This is a genomic window from Shewanella acanthi (assembly GCF_019457475.1).
Lineage (GTDB): Bacteria > Pseudomonadota > Gammaproteobacteria > Enterobacterales > Shewanellaceae > Shewanella > Shewanella acanthi.
On record NZ_CP080413.1, the window covers coordinates 3023032 to 3044743 of the forward strand.

The 21712-nt window shown below is 47.2% G+C and carries 13 protein-coding genes; 3 read left to right on the plus strand and 10 right to left on the minus strand.

Features of this window, described 5'->3' with window-relative positions; translation table 11 throughout:
* The first annotated feature begins 818 nt into the window (after positions 1-818).
* Positions 819-2801 carry an Ig-like domain-containing protein gene (locus tag K0H61_RS13030; RefSeq protein WP_220049790.1) on the plus strand — a complete coding sequence of 661 codons (1983 nt, stop codon included), beginning with the start codon at positions 819-821 and terminating at the stop codon, positions 2799-2801.
* A 116-nt stretch (positions 2802-2917) separates the two neighbouring features.
* Here the strand turns inward: K0H61_RS13030 and K0H61_RS13035 are convergent, their stop codons facing one another.
* Entirely contained in the window at positions 2918-4660 is a 1743-nt protein-coding gene (locus tag K0H61_RS13035) for a hypothetical protein (RefSeq protein WP_220049791.1), read from the minus strand.
* Positions 4661-5793: 1133 nt separating this feature from the next.
* A complete protein-coding gene (locus tag K0H61_RS13040) occupies positions 5794-7914 on the minus strand; it encodes a methyl-accepting chemotaxis protein (protein WP_220049792.1) in 2121 nt (706 codons plus the stop codon).
* 378 nt (positions 7915-8292) lie between these two features.
* Here K0H61_RS13040 and K0H61_RS13045 point away from each other — a divergent pair, with 378 nt between their 5' ends.
* Positions 8293-9819, plus strand: a complete 1527-nt coding sequence (locus K0H61_RS13045; RefSeq protein ID WP_220049793.1) for a peptide MFS transporter — start codon at positions 8293-8295, stop codon at positions 9817-9819.
* Between the two features lie 232 nt (positions 9820-10051).
* On the plus strand, positions 10052-11080 hold the full coding sequence (locus K0H61_RS13050; RefSeq protein WP_220049795.1) for an LLM class flavin-dependent oxidoreductase: 1029 nt from the start codon (positions 10052-10054) through the stop codon (positions 11078-11080).
* A 143-nt stretch (positions 11081-11223) separates the two neighbouring features.
* Here the strand turns inward: K0H61_RS13050 and gabT are convergent, their stop codons facing one another.
* The 8 genes from gabT to K0H61_RS13090 form a co-directional block, all read right to left on the minus strand.
* A complete protein-coding gene (gene gabT, locus K0H61_RS13055) occupies positions 11224-12501 on the minus strand; it encodes a 4-aminobutyrate--2-oxoglutarate transaminase (RefSeq protein ID WP_220049797.1) in 1278 nt (425 codons plus the stop codon).
* Between the two features lie 31 nt (positions 12502-12532).
* Positions 12533-13981, minus strand: a complete 1449-nt coding sequence (gene gabD, locus K0H61_RS13060) for an NADP-dependent succinate-semialdehyde dehydrogenase (RefSeq protein WP_220049798.1) — start codon at positions 13979-13981, stop codon at positions 12533-12535.
* Between the two features lie 77 nt (positions 13982-14058).
* Positions 14059-15345, minus strand: a complete 1287-nt coding sequence (locus tag K0H61_RS13065) for an NAD(P)/FAD-dependent oxidoreductase (RefSeq protein ID WP_220049800.1) — start codon at positions 15343-15345, stop codon at positions 14059-14061.
* A gap of 282 nt (positions 15346-15627) precedes the next feature.
* Positions 15628-16443, minus strand: coding sequence for an ABC transporter permease subunit (locus K0H61_RS13070; RefSeq protein ID WP_220049802.1), 816 nt, complete (start codon positions 16441-16443; stop codon positions 15628-15630).
* Positions 16440-17342, minus strand: a complete 903-nt coding sequence (locus K0H61_RS13075; RefSeq protein WP_220052707.1) for an ABC transporter permease subunit — start codon at positions 17340-17342, stop codon at positions 16440-16442. Before K0H61_RS13075 ends, K0H61_RS13070 begins: the two co-directional genes overlap by 4 nt.
* A complete protein-coding gene (potA, locus tag K0H61_RS13080) occupies positions 17342-18478 on the minus strand; it encodes a polyamine ABC transporter ATP-binding protein (protein ID WP_220049803.1) in 1137 nt (378 codons plus the stop codon). The genes K0H61_RS13075 and potA overlap by 1 nt, the downstream gene beginning before the upstream one ends.
* A gap of 167 nt (positions 18479-18645) precedes the next feature.
* Positions 18646-19746 (minus strand): polyamine ABC transporter substrate-binding protein, encoded by a 1101-nt coding sequence (locus tag K0H61_RS13085; protein WP_220049805.1) that lies wholly within the window; start codon positions 19744-19746, stop codon positions 18646-18648.
* Positions 19747-20356: 610 nt separating this feature from the next.
* The gene (locus K0H61_RS13090) at positions 20357-21712 is read right to left on the minus strand and encodes a glutamine synthetase family protein (protein WP_220049806.1); all 1356 of its coding nucleotides are present in this window, start codon (positions 21710-21712) and stop codon (positions 20357-20359) included.

Sequence of the window (21712 nt, forward strand, 5' to 3'; positions counted from 1 at the left end):
GGTGAAATATAGAGATGAGTGTATTGACGAGATAATTCTTTTTCATATCTTAGTATCCCAAGGGTACGCCCAAGCCAAGAACAACTTGAAAGACATCAAAAACGCTACCTAAAACGCCTTTCATCGCTCCTAAAAGCTGCTTTCTGCTAGAAATCAGTATAGACGCCCGAATAAAAAAACCAGCAAAATGTAATTACATTGTTTCTAAAAATGACAAGTCAATTGTTGACCATCCATTGGTGCCCTAATCAATCTCAAAGTATGAAATTGAACCACTTGTCAACCTTAGTAACCCTTTATAGGTATAGATAAAAGTAATTGTGAGTTATCGAGTCGAAGGAGTTGGAAGAGTGAACTTGAAGGAATGAATTTACGACTTATAGAAACAGTCAAAAAAAACCGCCAAAAAACCGACATTGCTGTTTTTATTTGACTTCGGTTAATAACCGGCTGTTTCTGTTTTTAAAAGCAGTTTAGCCCTACGACTAACTGGTAAATGGATGAAAAACAGTCAAAAAACAATCTGGTATAACCAGTACATTTTTTAATCAAAATAAAGTCTTTCATTTCAACGCAATGAGCTAAAACCCGCATATTTACTGGCTTTTTAACTATATACATTCATTTCCCCCTCCCCTAGAATCCCCTCGCCAAGCAGATAAAAGTCTCTAGGCAAGGTTAAATGTGACCTGGGTCATGAAATGGCGAAATGGACCTACTCCAGACATACCAGATTTACGCTTTTTGAACGCCAACACTTAAGGTGGTTTTGCGGTACAGCAACCAGCAAGTTAGGCCTCAATGTGAAGAGATAGACAATGAAACATTCCGCCCTTGTCCTGCTAAGCAGTTTGTTCCTCACAACGCCATTACTAGCCGCTGGATCCAGCCCAGAAAAGCTTCACACTGTTGAAGGTGAATTAAGGCTGGATGTCGAAGATTTTCAACAAAACGCCACAGAACAGTTCAAACTGCATGATAACCAAGGTCAGGTACATGAGCTGAGTTTCAAAAGTCTGCCAACGTGGGCGAAACCAGGTCAAAGCGTACGAGTGTTTGGCAAAGCCTATGGCAAGCAATTACAGGTTGAGGACAGCAATATCAGCCTGCTGCAAACCAGTGGGCAAACCACTGCAGTCCAAACGGCAAATAGCATCATTACTCCCATCAGCGGCAACCGTACCCTCTTAGTGGCAGAGGTAAACTTTGCCATTAACCCAATTGTCCGTATGACTGAAACTGCCATCGAAGATCTGCTATTCAATCAATCTGCTGCATTTTTTGCAGAGAACTCCTATGGCGCGATGTCCCTCTCGGGTGATACCACCAGCCCAATTACAGTCGATGTTGATGTTTCAGTGTGTGACACCGACGCTATTGCAGCCGCAGCCGATGCCGAACTTAACGCTCGAGGCTTTAATCTCGATAATTACGCTCACCTGATGTACCTCATCCCAACACACCCCAAATGCACTTGGTCAGGTAAAGCCAATGTGGCTGGTAAACGCAGCTGGATCAAAAGAGTCCAGCTCTCAACCATCAACCACGAGTTAGGCCATAACTTGGGCTTATACCACGCGAACAAAAAAGACTGTGGCAATGTAACAACTGCCGAAACTAGCCAATGTGTGGTTTCTGAGTATGGCGATTATCTTAGCGCCATGAGCGGCACTAATACGCCTAAGCACTTTAATGCCTTCCATAAGGAGCAATTAGGTTGGATTGCGGGCGATCAAATCAACACCCTAGGAACCGATAGCCGTGTTGTTTTGTCGGCGTTAGAAGCTGAGGGGAATTTTCCACACCTGCTAAAGATCCCTAACGGCAAAGATGCCCAAGGTAACGCGCAGTTTTATTACATCGAATATCGTCAAGCCCTTGGATTTGATAGCTCATTAGCGACCGAAGCAACGGCGATGCTCGGCGGTGTTCGTCTGCGTGAAGGCGCCACTAACAATGCTGCGAGTAGCTATCTGTTAGACCCGACGCCAAACAGCACAAGCTACGATTGGGACGATATCAGCTTAGCCCCTGGTCAAGTGTTCGAGCAGCAGGGTGTACGTTTAGAAGTTATTTCATCCGATGCAAGCTCTGTAACACTGGACGTCAGCCTAACGGGCAATACCTGCGTGAGCGCAAACAGCAGCTTAAGCATCCAAACGGCGATCACTGAGTTACAGCAAGGCCAGCAATCTAACGTCGATCTACTGCTAACCAATAACGACAGCAGTGGCTGTGCCGATGCGGTATATGATTTTACTGCGCAATCAGGTACTGGGTTATCGGTCAACTTAAGCCAAAATAGCCTGAGTCTTGCACCACAAACGAGTACTCACCTGACGTTATCACTCGAAGGGATAGCAAGTAATGGTAGTGACACTTGGCAAGTGGTTGGCACTCGCTCAACCACCAATCAGCAATTATCGGTTGCGGGCAATGTGGCACTTAAATCCACCAGCAACAATACTGCACCGATTGCCATAAATGATAGTTTTGCGGGCATTAGCCTAGCGACTGTGCTCAATGTGCTGGCTAATGACACAGACCCTGACGGTGACCAGCTTTTGATCAGCGGAGCGACCCAAGGCCAATATGGCAAAGTTACAGTCAATGCCGATAACACTTTGACCTACACGCCAGCAAAACGCTTTAAGGGAAGCGATAGCTTTAGCTACAGCATCACCGATGGTTCAATGACTTCAACCGCAACTGTCACCATTAGCCCTGATGCAGGTTCTGGAAGTAGTTCAGGTTCTACCGACACCAGTACTAACACGGGTGGTAAAGGCAAGAATAGATAGTTAAATGACTCGATAAATAAATAGATAAGAAGAGCCGTTACTCAAACTTCAGTAACGGCTCTTTTTTGTTTGTCACTCGTCAGCTTTTGATAGCTGGGAGTCACCATTACCCATCATTATTCACTCGGTGGAACGGGTAGAGGGCAAAGATCGCAATTGGCGGTTGCGGAGTTACCCACAGTTGCCAAATCCCCCGTATCGACGACTGGCGATGTCGCCTTAGCCGTTGCGGTATTGGTTAAGGTACCCGCAGTGCCGCTAGGTAATGCGCTAGGATAGAAACTGCTTTGCGTCACTACGCAGACATCACCACCGAATTTGCCTTCAATATCCCCATCATTGTTTTTACACATTAAAGAAACATTGTCACAGCTATAACCGTCACCACAGTCATCATCGGTTAGACATTGTTTTGGAATATCCAAGTCAAAGGATGCCGCCAATGCGGTATCGGCCGTGTCGGTCAAGTTAACATCGAGCGGGGCTTCACCGGTATTACACACGGTAATATCGTAGTCTTTTTTCAGCACCACGAGCCCACCGGATTCCTCCAAGGAAACACTACAGTTTTTCGCAATGCTCAGCATCGGACTCAAGGCCAATGAATCACAGGCGATGGTGTAAGGATCGGCGCTGATGCTGGATGATCCAAAGCTCACACTGGCCTCAACTGTATTCGCCCCCCCATTCACGCTGGATGTATAGCTACCAGAGTAAGTCAGCATTTCGTTAGGCGCCCAACCATCGGCACCGTTCGCAAAGGAACTCACCGCCTGAGTAATGTCAAATTCAGTGGCATTACTTGGGGTATCCTTGATGCTGATTGACTCAGAGGAATCGATGCTACCGACACCGGTATTGGTCAAATTCAAGGTGTAATCGACTTTAAAGGCGTTCTGCGCTGTCAGCTCGGTTACCGAACAGGTTTTCGTGATGGCAATGCTACAGAGTGGGAATTCGCCAGACACAAAGTCCTTCAGCTGCGCGGTTTCTGAGCGGGACGAGCGGGTTTCAATCATAAAGCTACTGAAACAGGGTATTTCAGTAATACCTGCATCTTCAAAGGCTTTAGACACATTGAGTCGACCTTCGAAAAAGGACTCATGGGGATACACATTTGGAATACCGTCTTTATTCTCATAGGGCCAGAGTCCATTGGCTGGGCCTGCGGGAATTTCTTCCTCATTAGTGATTGCACAGGCAATCCTATTCAAGTCCCCAATAGAGCCACATTTTGCGCCAAATAGCTCAGTAGATTGGTAGAGTATTTCCAGATTATTAGAAACATCGCCCCCCGAATTAACCCAACGCATCACCTGCACAAAGGGCAACGAGTTGGAGTCTTGAGGGTATTCCATAATGATAAAGAGGTCGTTCTCTTTATGCTCGCCGGTAAAACGGTTATTTCCATCAGTCCCCACTTTGTCTTGGAAAAACCAGAAACCCATAATGGCATCACCATTATTGGCATAACGCTCGGCACCAAAGTAAAACACTAAATCTTTACTGGTTGGCGTATCACCATTTTCAATAAAATAGGCCGCAGCATACCCATTACGTATATCATCCTTATCGGGTACAGAACCATCCCTATACCACCACTCAGTTACATCCGAGGTATCCTTTGAGCCCCCTTTCCAAAAGATGGTTTTTGGCGGTAAATCATCATATACACCAGTGACAACACTCGCCCCACTGATACCCAAGTTAATGTTGCTCCAATCATCAAGTTGTGGATTCTGATCCTGTACAACATTCCCATCCAGTTCGACCTTATCTTGCGTCACAGCCTGCACGCTAAACACAGATAATGCGCAGGCCAAGAGCAGAGCGGTTCGAAACAATAGATTGCGTTTCATAACATGCTCCTCATCTCAGCAAAAAAAGAAAGCTCCTCTGCCCGAACCACTTGGCAATTGAACCTTCGTTTATATCAAAGGAGGCAAAGCAAGTTACAAGCCACAAGTTAACCCACTGATTTATTAACCATTGTTAATTAATCTTTCATTAACATGTGTCTCAAAAGTGAAGCGATGTGTTGCACATCTCCGTTAGAAACGCGTAAAGAAAGCCCCCAAAATAGGGCTTAGCGGTAATCCAAAAAAACGATAAAAAATACAGGGAGGTGATTGTAGGAAAGATGCAAATATTCCAAAGACAAATGAATAAGTTAACCCTAAAAGCAGAAGCCAGTTTTGCCTTAGGTTGCAAAGGACTTTGTCGGCATTAAAAAACCCGTCGCCATTACAGGGGACGGGTTGAACCTAGCATAAAGCGACAGGTGAATCAGTTTCTGCGACACATTGCTGCACGCTCAACTGCAATCATCACCAATATGATGTTAGTCATCACTTGCGATTGCTGATGCTTGTCCACTTTCCCTATGGTTATTCGGTAACATCGTTAACGACACTTAAGCCAAATAGTGTAATTGAATCTCACACATCAACACGGACATCTGGATTATCACATAGCGGGCAACAACTCAGATTGTATTGCTTGGTTTTTGCTAATTCGCTGGTTTCTCCCTTCCAGCTGCATTCGTCACAATAAAATTGGACGCCAAACGCATTGATATAAAATCCAGGATGATTCTGTTTAGTGTTTACTTCATAGGTCTTAAACATAATTTACCCCTTCTGACTACGGTGTCTATCACGTCGAACGTGATGGCAACTGCCTTCATAGAATTAGGAGCAACATTTAGGCCAACTATTTTTTGACGCACACCATTCCAAGCCAGTCAGGCTGTGGATCTTAGGAATATAGACTGTTTGAAATCGATTTTCAAATTGCCACTAAAAACAAAAAAGCCCAAGGGCATACTTGGGCTTTTTATTGAGATTTTATTAGCTTAACTTAAGATGTTAGAAACTAAGATTCTCCATAATTGTGGCATTTTCACGCTATCTTATAGATTCATTTGGGCGGTAAAATTTTCTTCCGTTATTTTCAAATTCTGCCATCAAACATCCTGACGAACAGGTCAAACTTAGGTTTTTAGTTTATTTAGTTGCGTTTCCTGTTGCTTCACTAAATCCGCCAATACTTCACTACTTTGCTGCGCTTCTCCCGCAAGACGAGCAAGCTCAGAAGCTGAATCAGAAATCCCGGTAATGTTACGATTTACCTCTTCGGTCACCGCACTTTGCTCTTCGGCTGCGGCTGCAATATGGGTGATTTGACTCGATATTTCCTCAATTTGACTCACCATGGCATTTAACGATGTGAGTGCTTGTTCAGTTTGCGTCACGGCCATTTGCGCCCGCTCTGCTCCTTTATCAATGATGTCCGAGGCGCTATCGACCTCCTTCTGCAACGCATCAATGAGTACGCTAATATCGTCGGTCGAACTTTGGGTTTTAGAGGCAAGCGCCCTCACCTCATCGGCCACAACGGCAAAACCCCGCCCCTGCTCACCGGCGCGAGCCGCCTCAATTGCCGCATTAAGTGCCAGTAGATTGGTTTGCGCAGCGATAGAACTAATAACTTCTAAAATACGGCTGATATTAGTGCTACTCTCCGCCACCTTGCCCACGGCCACTTTTGCCTGCATAGACTCCTCAGACATGGTAGTCACATAGTCCATAGCCTTAGTGAGGCTTTCTTCACTTAAGTGAACATTTCGGGAAATTGCCTCGGTTTCAGACGCCGTCTGCTCCGATGCCTTGGCCACTTCAAGGGCTGTTGCACTCATCTGATTAACTGCGGTTACTACGCTTTCAATCTCACCATATTGGCGATGCACACTGTCACGGGTCAGCTCGGCAATGTGCGCCGAAGACACACTCTCAGTCTGAGTGCGTCCAGCGAGGGACTTAAGCTCAGAAATCAGATCCTTTAGCTTATAAATAAAAGAGTTAAAGCCATGGCCTAGGGCAATTAGCTCTGCATGGGATTCCACTTCGATGGATTGGGTTAAATCGCCCTCGGCACTGGCTAAGTGCTCTACTCTGCCTTGGATCATTCTTAAGGGTTTAATAATACTACGAATAACAAGGCTTATCGTAACCACTGCCACTACGGCAACCACTAGACCCACAATCAGCAATAGGCTGCCAAGGGAGCTGGCCATTTGGTGCATTTTATTATCAAGCTCTATTGAGCTCTTAAAAGCTTCAGTCTTGGGCACTTGGATAACCAAGGACCACTGCGCATTAGCAAGGGGAATATTAATGGGGTATGCCACAATGATCTCGCTATCATTAACAAGATACTGGGCATTTTTATGCAATGAAATCAACTGTGTTGCTAAGTTGCCATCGATTGACTCTGATAAGGGTCTTGCCTTTTTCGCGTAGTGGCTCGCCGCAACCACTAAGCCCTTAGCACTCAGCAAGGTGACCTTAGCTTGACCGCCATAGAGGCTCTTAGAGAGTTTATCAATCATGGTTTGAAATACGGGCAAATTCACATCGACCCCTACCACACCGACAAACTGCTTGTTTTTAAGCACAGGTACTGTCAGTGAGGTCATTAACGCGGTATTGCCAGGACTGATTTCATAGAGATAAGGCTCCATCAAACAGGGCTTTTTGGTGTCTTTTGCGCAGAGGTACCACTCGGCTTCACGGAGGCCAAATTCATTTAAGGTCGCAACATATTTTTCTGCAGAATCATCAACTTGATGATGTTCAACAGAGCCATCATCGTTACGAGTGTAATACACTTCCAACGTGCCTGAGCTATTAACGCTGTGGGTAGTCGACTGACCAACAAACTCATTGTCTAAACCATCGTAACCATTTGCTTCAAATTGCGCGTACATAGAGGAGGTCTGGGCGTTTTTCTTTAGTACTGCTGCTACAGCAATTTCAACACGCTCACGGGTTAATGGGGATTCTTCGGCGGTGGTTTCGAGCATGCCCGCAAAGGAGTATGGGATGCGATAGGCCTCATTAATAAAGCCCGCCACCATCTCACCATATTCCCCCGCACGGGCCTCGAGTTTAGCGCGAGTTTCTTCCTGCAAGGTATCTTGAACCTGAGAAGATAATTGTACATTTTGATCCGACAACGCCCACCAAAGGCTTACCGACAAAATAGCAACGATAGAAAGGAATAAGGCGGAGGTAATCCACAACAACTTTGTACTGATGGACAAATGCTTCATCAAGTCGGCTCCCGAAAGTAGGACAAACGTCCAATGATTTTGATCTCATTCATTTTTGTAGCAACAACCGTAACTTATAAAGTAGCATCCTGCCCTTGGTTTGCTAACAAACAGGATAAAGAATTGTTACAACCAAGTAAAACCTTTGCCCGACATTTGCTCAAATAAACCATTAAAGGGGCGAAGATTCCTAGGAGGTACCGAGTGAGATCTGTGGAATGCCGCAGAGACCAAATCCATAAAGATTAACTTGAGATTAATTCAACCAATTAATTTGTAACAAAGTCCTTTCCAACCCTTCATCTCGTTGGTTTGTTTTTTTTACTCGTCATATACTCATCGCCTTAAATCTACAATAACAATCTGGAAGCAAGCTCTATGACTCTTACCAAACAGGTAAGCAAGACACATTCCTTTATGACAGTGTCGCTTATCGAATTGTGGGAACGCTTTGGTTATTACGGCATGCAGGCGCTGATCGTCTACTTTATGGTGCAGCGCTTAGGCTTTGATGACTCCCGTGCCAACCTCGTCTGGAGTGCCTGTTCGGCGCTTATTTATGTCTCCCCAGCCATCGGCGGTTGGGTCGGCGATAAAATCCTCGGCACTAAGCGCACTATGCTTTTGGGCGCAGGCATTTTATCCGTGGGCTACGCCCTAATGACGGTGCCGACCGAGAACACCTGGTTTATGTTCTCAGCCCTTGGGGTGATTGTTGTCGGTAACGGCCTGTTTAAACCCAATGCAGGTAACTTAGTCCGTAAAATCTACGAGGGTGATGACTCGAAAATCGACAGTGCCTTCACCATTTACTACATGGCGGTAAACGTCGGTTCGACCTTCTCGATGCTGTTAACCCCTTGGATTAAGGACTATGTTAACGAGCAATACGGCAATGAATTTGGCTGGCACGCGGCCTTTGCGGTCTGCTGTGTGGGTCTAATCGTCGGTCTGGCTAACTATGCCTTAATGTGCAAAAGCCTAAGCCAATACGGCTCAGAGCCAGATACCCGTCCAGTGAATAAAAAGAATCTGGCGATTGTGCTGTTTTTAGCGCTACTTTCGGTTGCTGCATCCGCCATTATCCTTGAATATGAAGATGTTGCCCGCGTATTCGTTTACGCAGCCGGTATTGCAGTACTAGGGATTTTTGCCCACCTTATCCGCACCAGCGAGACCAGCGAACGTGCCGGATTAATTGCCGCATTAGTGCTAACGGTACAAACCGTTTTCTTTTTTATCTTCTACCAACAAATGTCGACCTCGCTGGCGCTGTTTGCCCTGCGTAACGTCGATTGGGATTTCCAAGTCTTTGGCACCCATTTATGGACTTGGTCTCCGGCGCAGTTCCAAGCCCTTAACCCGCTGTGGATCATGGTATTAAGCCCCGTTCTGGCATGGAGTTATGCTTGGGCGGGTCGCCATAATAAGGACTTCTCGATTGCGGCAAAATTTGCCCTAGGCTTTGCGGTTGTTGCCATCGGCTTCTTTATTTATGGCTTTGCAGGGCAATTTGCCGTTGAAGGTAAAACCTCTTCTTGGGTGATGATTTGGGGTTACGCCTCCTATTCACTTGGGGAGCTGTTAGTGAGTGGCTTGGGCCTTGCGATGATCGCCCGCTACGTGCCTGCGCGCATGGGCGGCTTTATGATGGGCGCGTACTTTGTGGCCTCGGGTATTTCCCAATATTTAGGCGGCGTGGTGGCAAACTTTGCCAGTGTGCCAGAGGATATCGTCGACCCACTGCAAACCCTGCCAATTTATACCTCGCTGTTTAATAACCTAGGTATCGCGGCTGTGGTCTGTACTGTGATTGCCCTTGCGGTATTGCCGCTGATGAGCCGTTTAACCGAGACTCACCACGCGCACAACAATAGCGATGATAAGGCATTAGCGGGCGCCTAATACATTTGGCCGTTAAATAGCTATAACCTTCTAAGATTGCCGCGGGGAAACCTGCGGCAATTTTTTATCTGTCTGTTTCAACTGTCCTTGTTCCCCTGAAAAACTGAATCGATTTAAAACAGGATTGTCAGTTCCACTCCCTAAAACCACATAGATAACACTTAAGCTTGTAACTCGGATATTTGCCGCCATATCCTAGGTCTATAACTGCATTTGTGTATTAGAGGTCAACATGCCCCATTCCAGCGCCCACGATTCATCAAGTCCATCCGTGCTCGCCAATATTCCCTTTTCGCTATTAGAACTTGCGCCGATGCGCCTTGGCGCCAGTGTCGGCGAAACCCTGCGCAGCAGTCTGCAATATGCCAAAGTGGCCGACCAACTGGGATTTAATCGTTTCTGGTTTGCCGAGCACCACAATATGCCGGGCATTGCTAGCGCGGCGACCTCGGTACTTATTGGTTATGTTGCTGAAAACACAAACAACATTCGTGTTGGCGCAGGTGGCATTATGCTGCCCAATCATCCGCCCTTAGTGGTGGCCGAGCAGTTTGGCACACTTGAGAGTCTCTATCCTGGCCGTATCGATTTAGGACTTGGCCGCGCGCCGGGGAGTGACCAAATCACCAGCCGAGCACTGAACCGCGATCCGCAGCGCGCCGAACAGTTCCCCGAAGAAGTGAGTGAGTTACAAGCGCTGTTAGGTGAATATGATGGCCACCGCCCTATTCGTGCCATTCCGGGCGAAAACTCCCATGTGCCGATTTGGCTGTTAGGCTCAAGCCTTTTTAGCGCCCAACTTGCCGCCGAGCGCGGCCTACCCTATGTGTTCGCCGGCCACTTTGCGCCGCGCTTTTTATTTCAAGCTATCGAGATTTACCGCAAGAACTTTAAGCCATCCAAGGTACTCGATAAGCCTTATGTGATGCTCGGTCTACCGCTAATAGCAGCCGATACCGATGAGGAAGCACTGTTCCTAAGCACAAGCTCTAAGCAGCGGGTGCTCGCACTTATTCGTGGTCAGGCGCTATGGCTTAAGCCGCCGGTCGAATCCATGGATGGTCTGTGTAGTCCGCAGGAAGAAGCCTATGTGAACGATTTCCTTGGGCTCTCTGTAATGGGTGGCCCAACGACCATTAAGCATCGCTTAGAGATGATTGTCAGCGAGCTTGGCGTGGATGAATTTATCTTTACTAACGATTTATACGATCAACAAAAGCGTGAACACGCACTTAAGATTTTAATGGATATCAAAGGCTAACTTTCTTACAAAGAATTGGCTGACTCAGTTCGTTTAAGGCTGAATTCGAGAAATAAAAAATCCCGCCTAAGCATCACTTAAGGCGGGATTTTATGTTTTTCAGAAAGACAGAGAAGGAATTATTGCTCTTGGTTAACCAAGCGTTAGCCTTTTAATACCGCATCGAAGCTGGCTTTTAGAATACCAAGGCCCGCATCTAACTGCGCATCTGGCACAGTTAACGGTACAAGAATACGCAGCACGTTACCGTAGGTACCGCAGGATAACAGGATCAATCCACGGTTTCGGGCTTCAGCCAAAATCTGCGCGCAGTACTGCGGCGCTGGCTTTCCGTCTTCCATCAGCTCGATAGCGATCATCGCACCTAAACCGCGCACATCGGCGATTTGCGAATGCTCTACCTGCATGGTATTTAGCGCAACCTTAATACGCTCGCCAATGGCGTTAGCGCGATTTAGCAGTTGTTCTTCTTCAAACACTTCGAGTACCGCAAGTGCTGCAGCGCAGGCGAGTGGATTACCGCCGTAGGTGCCACCTAAACCGCCAGGACCAATGGCATCCATCACTTGTGCTTTACCCGTAATACCCGATAGCGGGAAACCACCGGCGATCGATTTAGCGAAAGTGGTGATATCCGCGCTCACACCCATTTGCTCCATGGCGAAGAAGGTGCCGGTACGGCCAGCGCCGGTTTGCACTTCATCGGCGATAAGTATAATGCCTTCACGATCGCAAAGTTCACGCAGGCGTTTCATAAAGGCAGGAGATGCCGCGTAGAAACCGCCCTCGCCCTGCACTGGTTCAAGAATGATAGCGGCGATATCGCTTGGCTCGGCATCATTCTTAAAAATACGTTCAATCGATGCCATCGCATCATCATCGCTCACGCCGTGGATTTCACAGGGGAACTCGGCGCGGTAGACGTTTGCCGACATCAGCCCCATGCCTTTGCTGTAGGGCGCGACTTTACCCGTCAGGGCAAGTGCCGCCATCGTGCGGCCATGGTAACCCGAGGTAAAGGCAATAACACCCGCACGTTTGGTATAGGCACGCGCCACTTTAACTGCGTTTTCAACCGCTTCTGAACCACTGGTAAACAGCGCCGTCTTCTTAGCGAAATCACCGGGCACCAGTTGGTTAAGCTTTTCACACACTTGGATATAGCTCTCATAACCCAACACCATAAAACAGGTATGGGAGAAATCCTCAAGCTGCGCCGCAACCGCAGCCTTTACCTTGGCGTGCAGATGCCCCGTGTTAAGCACCGCAATACCGCCGGCAAAATCGATAAATTCACGGCCTTCAACATCCCACACCGTCGAGTTTTCAGCTTTAGCGGTAAAAATAGGGTGAATCTGCCCTACACCGTTAGCCACTGCAGCCTGGCGGCGCGCCATTAATGAATCATTAGTCGTTGTCATTTTGTCATCCTTACTTCGCCTTTGGGGCCTATTAAACAGACATGCAGATATATTTGAGTTCGAGGTATTCTTCGATACCAAATTTTGAGCCTTCGCGGCCAAGTCCCGAGGACTTCATGCCGCCAAAGGGCGCGACTTCGGTCGAGATAAGTCCAGTGTTGACGCCGACCATACCGTATTCCAAGGCTTCGGCGACTTTCCACACGAGGGAAATATCACGGCCATAGAAATAGGCCGCCAGACCAAATTCAGTGTCGTTAGCTTGGCGGATCACATCATCCACATCGGTGAATTTGAAGAGTGGCGCCAGCGGACCAAAGGTTTCTTCGCGGGCAACACGCATGCTGCTATCCACATTGGTCAGCACCGTTGGCTCAAAGAAGTTACCGCCAAGGGCATGGGGATTACCGCCGGCAATCACGGTCGCGCCCTTCTCGATGGCATCGCTTAAATGACTTTGCACCTTAGCAACCGCCGCGGCATTGATAAGAGGTCCTGTCGTTACGCCCTCATCAATCCCCTTACCAACCTTAAGTTTGGCGACGGCGGCGCTCAGCTTAGTCGCAAACTCATCGTAAACCCCCGCTTGCACATAGATGCGGTTGGCGCACACACAGGTTTGGCCCGCGTTGCGATATTTGGCAATCATGGCACCTTCAACCGCTGCATCAATATTGGCATCATCGAAGACGATAAAGGGCGCGTTACCACCTAATTCCAGTGACAGTTTTTTCAGTGTTGGCGCGCATTGCTCCATCAACTTGATGCCGACCTGAGTCGAGCCCGTGAAAGATAATTTACGCACCACAGGGCTTGCGCACATTTCATTACCGATAGCGATAGCATCGCCGGTAATCACGCTAAATACGCCCGCTGGAATGCCCGCACGTTCGGCAAGTACCGCTAATGCTAATGCCGTGAATGGCGTTTGCGGCGCAGGTTTTACCACCATAGTACAGCCAGCAGCCAGTGCTGGCGCAGCCTTACGGGTGATCATCGCCGCAGGGAAGTTCCACGGCGTAATTGCCGCCGTCACACCCACAGGCTGTTTAATCACCACAATACGTTTATCGCCCTGATGGCCTGGAATCGTGTCGCCGTAAACCCGTTTCGCCTCTTCGGCAAACCATTCAATAAAGGAGGCCGCATAAGTCACTTCGCCTTTCGCCTCGGCAAAAGGTTTGCCCTGCTCAGTGGTCATCATCAGTGCGAGATCGTCGCTATGCTCGTTAAGCAGTTCAAACCAACGCTTTAATTTTGCGCCACGCTCTTTTGCGGTCAGTGCGCGCCAAGCGGGTAATGCCGCTTCAGCCGCTTTAATGGCCGCTTGGGTTTCAGCTGCGCCCATAACAGGGACACTGGCAATGATTTCACCCGTCGCAGGGTTGGCAATGGCTACCGTTTCTTGGTTTTGGGCATCACACCACTGACCATTGATATAACACTGCTGACGTAACAGACTCGGATCTTTAAGTAACACAAGGAATTCCTCGCATCTAAGGGGCGCTTTGGCCCCAAAAACGTTAACCAACTAATACGTGAATAAACTAGAGTCGACTAGACCCCGAGTTTGTCCCGTAAACTGTAATACCAAGCACCGATGGCGCTGAAAGGTACGCGCAGCGCATGACCACCCGGGAACGGATAGTGCGGCAAGGATGCAAAGGCATCAAAACGTGTGGCTTGACCATTAAGCATCTCGGCAATCAACTTGCCAGCAAGGTGGGTATAGGTCACGCCATGACCACTACAACCCTGTGAGTAATAGATATTTTTACCAATACGGCCAACCTGCGGCAGACGAGATAGCGTCAGCAAGAAGTTACCCGTCCAGGCATAGTCCACCTTCACGCCTTTGAGTTGCGGGAAGGTCTTAAGCATGTTCGGGATAATCAGCGATTCGATGTCCGCTGGATCGCGGGCGCCATAGACCACACCGCCACCGTAAATCAGACGCTTGTCACCGGATAATCGGAAGTAATCGAGTAGATAGTTGCAGTCTTCGACACAGTAATCCTGTGGTAATAGACTCGCGGCGAGGTCTTCACTTAATGGTTCAGTGGTAATAACTTGGGTGCCGCATGGCATCGATTTGGCCTGCAGCTCTGGCATCAGTTTGCCTAAATAGGCATTACCTGCAACGACCACAAACTTGGCTTTAACGCTGCCTTGGGCGGTGTGTACCACAGGGCTTTCGCCTTCATCGACGCGCAGCACGGCTGAGTCTTCAAAAATCTTACCGCCGAGGGATTCAACGGCACGAGCCTCACCTAACGCTAAATTGAGCGGGTGAATATGGCCACCACTTTTATCCAACATACCACCGACGTAACGCTCAGTATTTACCACAGAGCGAATGCCCTTAGCATCGAGCATTTCGAGCTTACCGACATGACCGTGGCTTTCCCACAGTTGTTTTTGATGGCGCAGATGCCCCATCTGTTTTTCGTTCATTGCGGCAAATACGCCGCCGTCTTTGAGATCGCAATCGATATTGTATTTTGCAATACGATCGCGGATGATTTGACCGCCTTCGAAGGCCATTTGACCAAAGAGTTTACCTTGGTCTTTACCCACGGTTTTCTCAATAACATCAATGTCTCGGCTGTAGCTATTAACAATTTGACCACCGTTACGGCCTGATGCGCCCCAACCAATGCGAGCCGCTTCTAATACCACCACACGAAAACCCGATTCGAGTAAATGCAGCGCCGCAGATAGACCGGTATAACCCGCGCCAATAACACACACATCGGTTTCTATCGATTCCTGTAAACGTGGACGTTCAACCTTATCGTTGGCCGATGCAGCATAATATGATCCAGTGTGAGGTATAGCTGACATGATGTTCCTTTGAATTCTTATGTTCATTATTTTAAACAACTGTCCCATCCTACACTGTCATAAATCGAAACACTAGCCATAAAAGCACAATATTTTACACAATGTTTGATATTTCAAACAAAGCTTAAGTAATTGTTAAATTCGGTTTTAAAGGCAAAGCACAGAGATAAACTAAGGTGGGGATTGATTAGTAAAAAATTACTAAAAATATGGCCTTAGCGGGTTGATACCACAAAGAGTATTTCCACTAAGGCCATATTTAGATGGAGCTTGAATGCTAAACTAGTTCAACGGCATACGCTCACGTTTCTCGGCGCGTCTTGCCATATACCATGACAGGAAGGCAATTAACGATACGCACAGAATGATAAGTGTTGCGAGGGCGTTGATCTTAGGTGATACACCTAAACGCACCGAGGAGAACACCACCATGGGCAAGGTTGTCGCACCAGGGCCCGAAGCAAAACTCGCAATAACTAAGTCATCCAGTGACAAGCTAAAGGACAGTAACCAACCCGCCACCAGTGCCGGAGAAATCATAGGAACTGTGATAAGGAAGAAGGTTTTAAGCGGCGTTGCGCCTAAGTCTAAAGCCGCCTCTTCAATCGACATATCCAACTCACGCAGTCTTGATGACACCACTACCGCCACATAGGCCGCACAGAAGGTCGAGTGGGCAATCCACACGGTCAACATGCCGCGCTCTTTTGGCCAGCCTAACAGATCCGCCATATGCACAAACAGCAGCAGCAGTGACAGACCCGTGATAACTTCGGGCATCACCAGCGGTGCAGTAATCATGTTCGATAGCGTCAGCTTTGCCCATGAACGCTTAAAACGTGTCATCACAAAGGCCGCCATAGTGCCGATAATCACCGCCATGGTTGAGCTATAAAACGCAATCCGCAAACTGGTCCAGACCGCATCCAGAATTTGCTGATCGGCAAATAGCTCACCGTACCACTTAGGCGAGAAGCCGCCCCACACTGTAACCAGTTTCGATTCGTTGAACGAATAAATCACAAGGATTAGCATAGGTGCGTACAGAAAAATCAGGCCGAACCACAGCATACAAGAAGAAAAACTCAGCTTTTTCATAGGTCTTTCTCCAAACTACGCGCTTGATAGCGATGGAATAAGGTAATAGGAATAATCAAGAGTGCCAGCATCACAATCGCCAGTGACGACGCCACAGGCCAATCGCGGTTGTTGAAGAACTCCTGCCATAGCACTTTACCGATCATGAGGGAGTCTGGACCACCGAGTAATTCTGGGATAACAAACTCACCCACCGCCGGAATAAACACCAACATAGAACCTGCGATCACGCCACTTTTCGATAGCGGGAAGGTGATTTTCCAGAAGGTATTTAAACGGGATGAACCTAAATCTGATGCCGCTTCTACCAAGCTCATATCAAACTTCACCAAAGTCGCATACAGTGGCAGGATCATAAATGGCAAATAGGCATAGATAATTCCAATATAAACCGCAATGTTGGTGTTAAGGATCTGGAGAGGCTCAGAAATAACTCCCAACCACATCAAGGTGTTATTGATAATACCCGTGTTACTTAGTAGACCCATCCAAGCATAAACCCTAATTAAAAATGAGGTCCATGAAGGTAACATCACCAGCAATAGCAGTACGGTTTGCAATCGCGCAGGCGCTCTGGCAATGGCATAGGCCATGGGGTAACCGATGATTAAACAACCTAAGGTAGACACCACCGCCATCTTCAACGAGCTAAGATAGGCGGTGTAATACATAGGGTCGTCAAGCAACATAAAATAGTTGCCAAGGTGCAAGAAGATGTTTAGTACATCATCTGCGTACTGGAAAGTCGCCTCATAGGGCGGAATCGCAATCGCCGCCGTAGAAAAACTGATTTTCAGTACAATTGCAAAGGGTAAGGCAAAGAACAGCAGTAGCCACGCATAGGGAACACCTATGGTCAAGAACCGCCCTTTAAGCCATTTGAATATAGGCAACTTCATCATGATCTTAACACCACGCCACTGGTGTCCTCCCAGCTGATGAACACTTCATCGTCCCAAGTCGCATGATCGGCACGGCGCTCGCGGTTAGTCATACTGCATTGCACGATTTGACCGTTTTCGAGGCGGATGTAATAGACAGAAATGCCACCTAAATAAGCGATGTCGTGCACAATACCCCTAGCCCAGTTATATTCGCCCTCAGGCTGTTCGCGGCTGATAATGGTCTTTTCGGGGCGAACCGCTAACCACACGTGTTTTTCTTCCACGTTAGTGGTTACACCGTAACCCACATAGAATGGCTGAGTTAAATCGTTTGGCTTGATAACCAAATGATCAGCCTCATCGACGTCAATCTCACCAGCAAACAGATTCACCGAACCGATAAATTCGGCGATCATACGGCTATTGGGGCTTTCGTAGATATCCATGGGTGAACCGGTTTGGGCAATCCAACCGTCACTCATAATCGAAATGCGGCCCGCCATGGTCATTGCCTCTTCCTGATCGTGGGTAACCATCACACAGGTCACCCCAACACGTTCAAGAATTTCAACCACTTCTAACTGCATCTGGGTACGCAGTTTTTTGTCGAGTGCCCCCATTGGCTCATCGAGCAACAGTAATTTAGGACGTTTTGCCAGAGAACGAGCCAGTGCCACACGTTGACGTTGACCACCGGATAATTGGTGTGGCTTACGGCGGGCATATTGTTCCATATGCACCAACTTGAGCATCTCTTGTACCCGCTGCTCAATCTCGGCTTTGGGTAATTTGTCCTGCTTAAGTCCGAAGGCAATGTTCTGCGCCACAGTCATATGGGGAAACAGCGCATAGGATTGGAACATCATATTAATCGGACGCTCGTAGGGTGGTAGATCAGTAATATCGACCCCATCGAGAAAGATTCGACCAGAGGTCGGTTTCTCAAATCCCGCTAACATGCGCAGTAGCGTCGACTTACCCGAACCTGAGCCCCCAAGTAATGCAAAAATCTCACCTTTATTAATTGTCAATGATACGTCGTCTACCGCACGTACATCGTCAAACAACTTACTGACCCGATCAATCTTGAGCAGGACTTGTTCTTGCGTCTTTGTTGTGGGTTTATTGGTGACGCCCGAGGTGCTTGCCATAGTACTTCTCCACCCAGCATTTATGCGTCAGTACGCGCAATACTTGGGATTTACACAATAAATTAATGAATAGAGGTTAAATATGTTGACTGAATGCCATATAAATCAGTGTCTTTCCAACCATCCCTGGGATGGAAAGGGGCAGGCTTAACCTGCCCCTAAGCACATTATTGGCCAGACTTCACTTTGGTCCATACGCGGGTTAATACGCGTTGAATTTTGAGTGGACGTACTTCACCAATGTAGAGGTTATCCAGCACTTCCTTAGGTGGATAAATGCCTTCATCCGTACGAACTGCTTCATCAACCATTGGCTGTGCAGGATCGTTAGGGTTTGCGTAGGAAACATAGTTAGAAATGTTCGCAATCACATCTGGGCGAAGTAAATAATTGATAAACTTGTGTGCGTTATCAACGTTAGCGGCATCGGCTGGAATAGCTAACATATCGAACCACAGGTTTGCACCTTCTTTAGGAATGGCGTAACCAATCTTGTTACCGTTACCCGCTTCTTCGGCGCGGCTACGTGCCTGTAAAATGTCTCCAGAGAATCCGAAGCCAACACAAATATCACCATTCGCTAAGTCAGAGATATAACGAGATGAGTGGAAATAAGTCACGTATGGACGAATTTTTTCCAGTAATTCACCTGCTTTTTCATAATCTTCTGCTTTAGTGCTGTTAGGATCTAATCCTAAGTAGATCATCGCCTGTGGCACCATGTCGTCGGCTGAGTCTAACAGTGAAAAACCGCATTTAGAGATTTTTTCAGCGTATTTTGGATTGAAGATCAGCTCCATAGAATTAACCGGCGCATCTTCACCTAACACAGCTTTCACTTTATCGATGTTATAACCAATACCGTTGGTACCCCACAGGTATGGCACAGCGTATTGGTTACCTGGATCCGCGGTTTCTAATTGCTTCATTAGATCCACATTCAGGTTTTTATAATTTGTTAACTTAGCGCGATCTAATGGCTTAAACGCACCCGCTTTAATTTGTTTAGCAAGGAAATGGTTTGAAGGAACAACAACATCATAACCGCTGCGACCAGACAATAACTTAGCTTCTAACACTTCGTTACTGTCAAACACATCGTAAACAACACGAATACCGGTTTCTTTTTTGAAGTTTTCTAGCGTATCTTCAGCGATATAATCCGACCAGTTATAAACACGCACGACTTCCTCAGCTTGAGCAGCTAAGCTTGCGAGAGCGCCCGCTGTCACTAAAGCCAAAGTCGTCATCTTAGTAAATAGCTTCATGCTTTCTCCTTTTCGGGTAGCAGAATTGTTATTAACAATTCTGAAATTGTGTCACCGACCATCCGCTCGGTTCTTGTTGTTATTTTCGACCAATGCTACACCACTAAAACCGCATCGGCAGTCTTTACAGCACCTCAATGCCTTCATATCTAGGTCGCTGCAATTTGATAGATATCAGATTTCATGCCACTTTTGCCTATTTGCGCCTTGCATTAACACGCAAAAAAACAGACTAGATATGAAAAAGGCTCTACATCTTGCAACATTAAGACAAATGCCTCAAGTCCTTAGAAAAAACCGCTGAAACCATCTCAGAAAAATAAATTTTTAACTTAACTAACAGTTAGTTATAAAAACCGCATTTATTTCAGATTTATGCACTCTCAGGCCTTGGCAAGAATCATCTACATTTTTGCCCCTTTAGGGGGGAGTTAAGAAGCAAAATGTTGATAATTTTAGTAAAAGAAAGTACCCAAATCTGAAATTGCTTTGCACCAAATTAGAACGAACACGTCATTTTGGTGCAAAACATTATTCCATTTGCTCAAGAAAGGTCGTTAACCGAATGTTATCCACTCAATTACAGACATCCTTGAGCAAAAAGGGTGCACTACACGCTCAATAACAGGAATTCACGTTCCCAAGAGCTGACCACTCGACGGAAATTTTCAAGCTCAGCCTGTTTTACCGCGACAAAACCTGTAGTAAATGCTTCACCTAAATATTCCTTACAGGCATCACTCTCCTGCATTGCTACTAACGCCTCTTCTAGGGTTAGCGGCAGGCAGTGTGGGTTGTTACTGCGGCTTTCATTGGCCTTGCCTTGCACTGGCGTCGAAGGTTTGAGCCCTTCGACCATACCGATGTAACCACATAGCAGACTCGCAGCAATCGCGAGGTAACAGTTCGCGTCAGCACCTGGAATACGGTTTTCGATGCGACGGTTTTGCGGAGAAGACTCAGGAATACGCAGACCACAGGTACGGTTCTCAACGCCCCACTCCAAGTTTACCGGTGCAGACGTACCCGGCAAGAAACGGCGGAAGGAGTTAGCATTAGGCGCCATCAGCGGCAACAACTCAGGGATAAACTTCTGTAAGCCCGCGATATAACTCAAAAATAGCGCACTTTGAGTACCATCTTCATTGGTGAAGATATTCTTACCGGTTTCTTTATTGATCACGCTTTGGTGAATATGCATCGCGCTGCCGGGTTCGTCGGTCACAGGCTTAGCCATAAAGGTTGCGCACACATTATGTTTTAAAGCCGCTTCGCGCAGGGTACGTTTAAACACAAATACCTGATCAGCAAGAGATAAAGGATTGCCGTGACTGAAGTTAATCTCCATTTGCGCAGGGCCGTCTTCATGGATCAAGGTATCAATATCCAAGCCTTGAGCCTCACACCAATCATACATGTCTTCGAACAGGGGATCGTATTCGTTCGCCGCATCGATAGAGAAGGATTGGCGACCCGCCTCTGGGCGACCCGAACGGCCGATAGGCGGCTTCAACGGTAAGTCATGGTCATCGCTACGGCTGGTAAGGTAGAACTCCATTTCAGGGGCAATAACAGGTTCCCAGCCCTTATCTTCATATAAAGAAAGCACTTTTTTAAGGACGTTACGGGGCGATAATTCGATAGGATTGCCCATTCGGTCATAACAATCATGGATAACCTGTGCCGTCGCTTCGACCGTCCAAGGCAGCATGAATACAGCGTTTTCATCTGGCACACAGACGAAATCAATATCAGCATCGTTTAACAGGCTGTAATAAATATCATCCCCCACGAAATCGCCTGTTACGGTTTGCAGCAGCACGCTTTCAGGTAAACGCATGCCCTTTTCATCTAAAAATTTATCAACGGGTGCGATCTTGCCACGGGCAATCCCAGTCATATCGCTGATAACACATTCGACTTCGGTTATTTTTCGTTCTTTTAAAAAATCGATTAGCTTGTTCAT